5 protein-coding genes are annotated in these 5,616 nt (G+C 58.7%); 4 read left to right on the top strand and 1 reads right to left on the bottom strand.

Going from position 1 to position 5,616, the window contains the following annotated elements; translation table 11 throughout:
* The 3 genes from QP363_RS12510 to QP363_RS12500 form a co-directional block, all read left to right on the top strand.
* A partial coding sequence (locus tag QP363_RS12510) for an amino acid permease (protein WP_284764733.1) occupies nucleotides 1-543 on the top strand: 543 nt, incomplete at its 5' end.
* On the top strand, nucleotides 512-970 hold the full coding sequence (locus QP363_RS12505; protein WP_284764732.1) for an amino acid permease: 459 nt from the start codon (nucleotides 512-514) through the stop codon (nucleotides 968-970). The genes QP363_RS12510 and QP363_RS12505, both read left to right, overlap by 32 nt.
* Nucleotides 971-1,194: 224 nt before the next feature.
* Nucleotides 1,195-2,961, top strand: a complete 1,767-nt coding sequence (locus QP363_RS12500; protein WP_284764731.1) for a DUF726 domain-containing protein — start codon at nucleotides 1,195-1,197, stop codon at nucleotides 2,959-2,961.
* Nucleotides 2,962-2,976: 15 nt separating this feature from the next.
* On the opposite strand, the gene QP363_RS12495 is transcribed toward QP363_RS12500, so the two are convergent.
* Complete coding sequence (locus tag QP363_RS12495; protein ID WP_284764730.1) at nucleotides 2,977-3,345, bottom strand: CPBP family intramembrane glutamic endopeptidase; 369 nt, start codon at nucleotides 3,343-3,345, stop codon at nucleotides 2,977-2,979.
* A 612-nt stretch (nucleotides 3,346-3,957) separates the two neighbouring features.
* On the opposite strand from QP363_RS12495, the gene QP363_RS12490 reads away from it, so the two are divergent.
* Nucleotides 3,958-5,355 (top strand): APC family permease, encoded by a 1,398-nt coding sequence (locus QP363_RS12490; RefSeq protein WP_284764729.1) that lies wholly within the window; start codon nucleotides 3,958-3,960, stop codon nucleotides 5,353-5,355.
* Nucleotides 5,356-5,616 lie beyond the last annotated feature (261 nt).

Genomic DNA, 5,616 nt, shown 5'->3' with positions numbered 1-5,616 from the left:
GGCCCGGTACCAACTACCCGGAACACGACAGTACCGAGTCCCCAGAACACCGGTACCAAAAACTCGCATCTGACAGTCATTGTGGCGTCGATGGTGATTTATTACGTCGCCGAGCGCCCGGAGCTTGCACCAGCTTTCCCTGTCGACGTTGCGCCGGCGTCAGCGGTTGCGACCATCATCGCTTTTGCCCCGTGGGCCTACGTGGGCTTTGATTCCATTCCGCAACTGGCGGGCGAGTTTAATTTCTCGCCGAAGAAAGAGCTAGGCCTTCTGATGTGGGGAATCATTGCGGCAACCTTGATCTACTTGGCGATGATGCTCGCGACCTCCATCGCTGTGGGAACCCATCACGATGCTTATGAGGGGGAGCCATGGCCGCCGGCGGCAGCGATTAGCGAGGTGATGGGGCCTGCCGGTTTGGTGCTCATGGTTGTAGCCGTCAGCGCCGGAGTTCTTACTGGGTTGAACGGATTCTTCACTGCGGCAAGCCGGGTCTTGTTTACTCTTGGCCGTGTCCAACCTAGTCTCGAGTCGGCTGGGTGAGCTGAACGGAAAGCAGCGCACGCCACGTAATGCGATTCTTTTGGCGTGTGCGGTGTGCCTGGTAACTCCGTGGTTTGGGCGCGCGGCGTTGACATGGGTCGTCGACATGTCTAGTGCCGGTATCACGGTGGCGTATTTCTATACGTGCTTCTGCGCATGGAAGATTGCGCGTACCGGGCAGGTTCCTGGGATGCCCAAGCCGATGGCACCGAACATGTTCTATGAGTCCTTCGCGCTGGCCGGGTGCATTCTCTCCGTCGGGTTCTTGGCGCTGTTCTTTGTGCCGGGCTCGCCTGGCATGCTGGGAACGGCTCCGCTCATTGCGCTGGTGGTCTGGGGTGTGCTGGGGCTGGCGTCGTGGGCTATCAAGAGTCGTCAGTTGAAGGACGTGCCGTCGGAGGAGACGGCGGCGTTGATTCTGGGATAGCAGATCGATATCGCAGGTACGTTCTTACATAAGTACAGGATTTGTCGCTTTGAACGGGGCGGGGGAGAGGCGTCGTCAAGCGCCCGCTCATTATGCCCAGCTCTATTTGAGCTCGTGCAGTACTCGGCACGGGGCGTCGGCAGGCTGCTCTAACGCGATACTTTCAGAAGGATTGGTTTAAGGTTTATATTATTCCTTTTTCCTTTGCTGAAAGGTTACGCGCCATGGCCAAGAAGGACTCCATTGAGTCTGCCGCAATTTCGTTTAACTCTGAGGATGATGGCTCTTTTTCCTGTGAGCTGCGTTCCAATCTTGGGCGGGTTGTGCGCGTTGCGCAGCGTGGTGACAGCCAGTCACCGGAGGTAGAGGGCGACGCCGAGCTTACTGGGTCGCCGGCTATTGTTGAGGCGCTGTGGTCTGCCGCGGTGGGGCAGAAGGAATCGGATGATGCGGAAGCGCAGCTTCCGTCTGTCGTGGCTGCGGTTGAGGAAGACTTCAATTTCAATAACGATTCTATTAGTCCAGACGATCAAGGGGACTCCGCCGCTAAGGCGGTAAAGCGCGCAGTCAAGCGCCATGATCGAAAGGTCCAAGAGCTTAGGAAGCAAGCTATTGCTTCCGCAAAGTTGGCCACGACTTTGGCCGAGCTCATGGACACTCTCAGCAGCGACACCGAAGAAGGCTGGTGCTCTCGTTGCCTAACCAAATCCAGCCACAGGAAATCTAAGTCTAAATCGCTGTACGTGTGCGAGAGCTGCGGCTCGGCCACGTCCCACTGCATCGTGCCTCAGTGCGATAACTTCGCTGCTGCTGGCCTCGGCTTGGTGGCTTTGCCGGCCTTGTGTGCAGAACACCTTCATCAGGTTCCGGCTTTTGAGCGCCTTAATTACCGCATCGATGACCTCACCCAATGGCGCGAGCTGCGCGCATTCAAGGAAGCTAATGTTGGTCGCGCAGTCAAGGTTGCTGCTGTTGGTGCCGGCGCTTTAGTTCTCGGAGCTGCCGGTGGATGGGTTGCCGCACCGATGGTAGGCAGCGCTTATGGAACCACGATTCTTGGTTTATCGGGCGCAGCTGCTCACAATGCTGGCCTAGCTGCGCTCGGCTTCGGCTCCTTGGCATCAGGCGGATTTGGGATGGCCGGCGGAAGTATGGTCGTCGCTGCTGCTGGTGGGCTGCTCGGCTCCGCGTTCGGAATAAAAGCGCTTAACTCTTATATCGGCGAGGATGATTCCTTTGATATTCAGCGCGTCCGCAAGGGAGGCGGCACGCCAGTTCTCATCGCCCGTGGTTTTACGACTGAAAGGAAGCTGGACTGGCGTACTGAAGTTAAATCGGTTGAAGCCGCGTACCCAGATTCCCCGATTTACCTTGTGACGTGGGGTAGCAAGGAAATGCTGGAGCTTGCTGGCTTCCTTTGCCCAGGTGTTGGCTTCGCTGGCGGCGCCGTGTTGAAGGGAAGGGTTAAACATGCTGGAAAGAAGCTGGCCAAGAAGGCAACGCCAGCCGGCTTGGCGCTTGGTGCCGTGGATCTGGTCAAGAACCCGTGGACGGTTGCAGTTAACCGAGCGAATAAGACCGCCATGGTGCTCGCAGCAATTGTTCAGCGCTCCAACCTAGAGTCCGTGGTACTAGTAGGGCATAGCTTGGGTGGCCGCGTCATGCTCAACCTCGCTACCGCACTTGCGGGCGCTGCCGGAACCGAAAACGAGGTGCAGGTTGAAGCCGTGCATCTTCTGGGCGCGGCCATTGGGCAAGATGCGAAGTGGGATTCTCTTGGGGAGGCGCTTTCTGGTGTCGTCCACAATTACCATTCTTACAATGACTGGGTCCTCGGATATCTATACCCTGCAGCAATGGGCGGAAGGAAGGCGATAGGCTTCGAGGGCCTGGACGCGAGTTTCGCGGTCAATCACGATGTGAGCGAGGCGGTCAAGTCGCATTCTGCTTATTACGAAAATGTGGAGTTAATTAGCGCCGTCTCAGGCTAGGCAGTGGATTGCTGCCTACCCGATAACTACTGGCAACACAAACGCCATCCCGGTGCTCCAGACCAGGCGCAGCGTGGTGGCGGAGATGAGGTTGTCCGCGCGGCGGGCTTCGAGAGCTGCGATGCCGCCGATGAGGACGGAGGCCACCAGGAGCTGAGGGACGCCCATGGCAGTGGTGACGGCGGTGTAGAGGGCAACTTGGAAGATGAGTGAGGGGGTGGGGGAGGAGGCGTCGGCAAGCGCGCGGCGTGCCACGTCGCGGAAGAAGAGTTCCTCGCCCACGCCGTTGATGATGAGCGTGGCCAGCGTCATGGGGACACTGCCGTGGCGCATGTTGTCCAGCAGGTCACTCACCGGCCCGGCTAGGGCGGGGATGGAGCGCACGATGAGGGCGCCGAGGAAAACAGGATGATGAGCAAGATGCCGATGACAACACCCCGGGCCAGTTCACGCGGGGCGTGGCCGGAAAAGCAGCGGCGGTCGCCCCACTTTAGCCACGTGCCCAGCCAGACGGCGGCGGTAAAGAACGTGGCCAGGTAGAACTGCCGGGAGCCGGGGTCCGCGTGGCAGTCCGCCCCTGAGCATGGAGTGGTGCTTGCGCCCTACGCCGCGTGGACGGGCTTTGCCACGCTGCTCAGCGCGGAGATTGCCCGACGCAACCGGCGGTAGGCAACGCGAGGATAGACGCTACGGCCTGGGCGTCAAGTGCCCGGTGCGGAGTTAGAGCACGATCCTTGGGCCAATACGTAGTGGCATCGGAAGGGTGCAGGGCATGCGGGTGGTTGGTAACGGAGCTCTGCAATGGCCAACAGTGGTTACGTTTGAAGAATGAGCTGTAGAACTCGATGTTGAATCTGTGAGATCTGCAGCACGGTTAATCAAGAATCTCTAGACTTGCCAGAAACACGCGCTGGGATCGTCCGCAAGGTCCTCGCGCTTAAGGTGAATTGTCTGGAGTGAAACTACATGTCGGAGAATGCGACACTGCGGAAATCTATGAAGCCCTCGTGGGTCTTCGCGATGGCCCTTGGGGCCGCGATTGGCTGGGGTGCTTATATCTTGCCCTTCGACTGGATGCAGAAGGCGGGACTTGCCGGAACGGCCATCGGCTTTGTTATTGGCGGCCTGATGATTGCCATTATTGGTTTGAGTTATGGCTTTACCATTCGTGCGCTGCCGTTGACCGGTGGTGGCGTGGCGTTCGCCATGGCATCGCTCGGCCGGGCTCATGCGTTTATTGCGGGATGGGCGCTGACGCTGGGGTACTCGTGCGTCGTCGCGTTGAATGCGTCGGCGGTCACGCTCGTCTTCCGTGTCACGTTCCCTGAATTGGTCATGAGGGGCGCGCTTTACGACGTCGCCGGGTGGACCATCTATCTTCCCGAAGTAGCGATCTGCTCGTTGTTTATCATTGGGTTCGCGTGGTTGAACTCTAAGGGTGCTGCGCTCTCAGGCCAGTTCCAGTTCTTTGCCGTTGTACTCATGATTCTGGCAGTGGTGGTTATCGTGGCGGCGATGGTGATCTATTACGTCGTCGAGCGACCGGAGCTTGCCCCAGCTTTCCCTGTAGATGTGCCGCCGGCTGCGGCGGTGGCGACGATCATCGCATTTGCCCCGTGGGCTTACGTGGGATTCGATTCGATCCCGCAACTGGCGGGCGAGTTTAATTTTTCTCCTCGGAAGGCTCTTGGGCTTTTGCTGTGGGGGATTACTGTAGCGACGCTGATTTACTTGGCGATGATGCTCGCGACGTCGATTGCCGTGGGCACCAACCATAGTGACTTTGAGGGTGAAGCATGGCCGCCAGCAGCAGCCATCAGCGAAGTCATGGGGCAAGCCGGATTGGTGCTCATGGTCGTTGCGGTGAGCGCGGGTGTGTTGACAGGCCTCAATGGTTTCTACACTGCGGCAAGCCGCGTGCTGTTTACATTGGGGCGGGCGAACCTGGTCCCGCGCCGTTTGGGTGAGCTGAAGGGCAAGGAGCACGCACCGCGCAATGCGATTCTCTTGGTCTGTGCGGTGTGCCTGGTGACCCCATGGTTCGGGCGCGCGGCGTTGACGTGGGTCGTCGATATGTCCAGTGCCGGCATCACGGTGGCGTATTTCTATACCTGCTTCTGCGCCTGGAAGATTGCGCGCACCGGGCAGGTTTCCGGAATGACTCGGCCCATTGCACCGAATAAGTTTTATGAGTACTTCGCGCTAGCCGGGTGCGTTCTCTCCATCGGGTTCTTGGCGTTGCTCTTTGTTCCAGGCTCGCCGGGCATGCTGGGAACGGCTCCGCTCATCGCGCTGGTGGTCTGGATTGTATTGGGGTTGGCATCGTGGACCATCAAGAGCCGGCAGTTGAAGGATGTGCCGCCGGAGAAGACGGCAGCGTTGATTTTGGGGTAGTGGGCAAGGAGGCGTAGCGGCTAGTCACAAGCTACTGAGGTGAAGAGAGTGAACGCGTTTGGCGGTGTCAGTTTGCGCCAACTCCGACCTGCTAAAACCTGCCCAACTGAGAAGTGGGCGGATTACACTCGCCGATGATGTCGCGACCACAAGGAATCGTTAGCCGAAGGGTGTTAGCCGAAGGGTGTGATGTCTAGCGACTTTTTGGACACGGAGTCCAGGATGTTTTTGGACGGGATGTCTAGTGGCTTTTTGGACGTT

Source organism: Corynebacterium sp. UMB6689 (genome assembly GCF_030215295.1).
In the GTDB taxonomy this organism is placed as follows: Bacteria; Actinomycetota; Actinomycetes; order Mycobacteriales; family Mycobacteriaceae; genus Corynebacterium; species Corynebacterium aurimucosum.
This window is presented reverse-complemented; position numbering and strand designations above follow the sequence as displayed.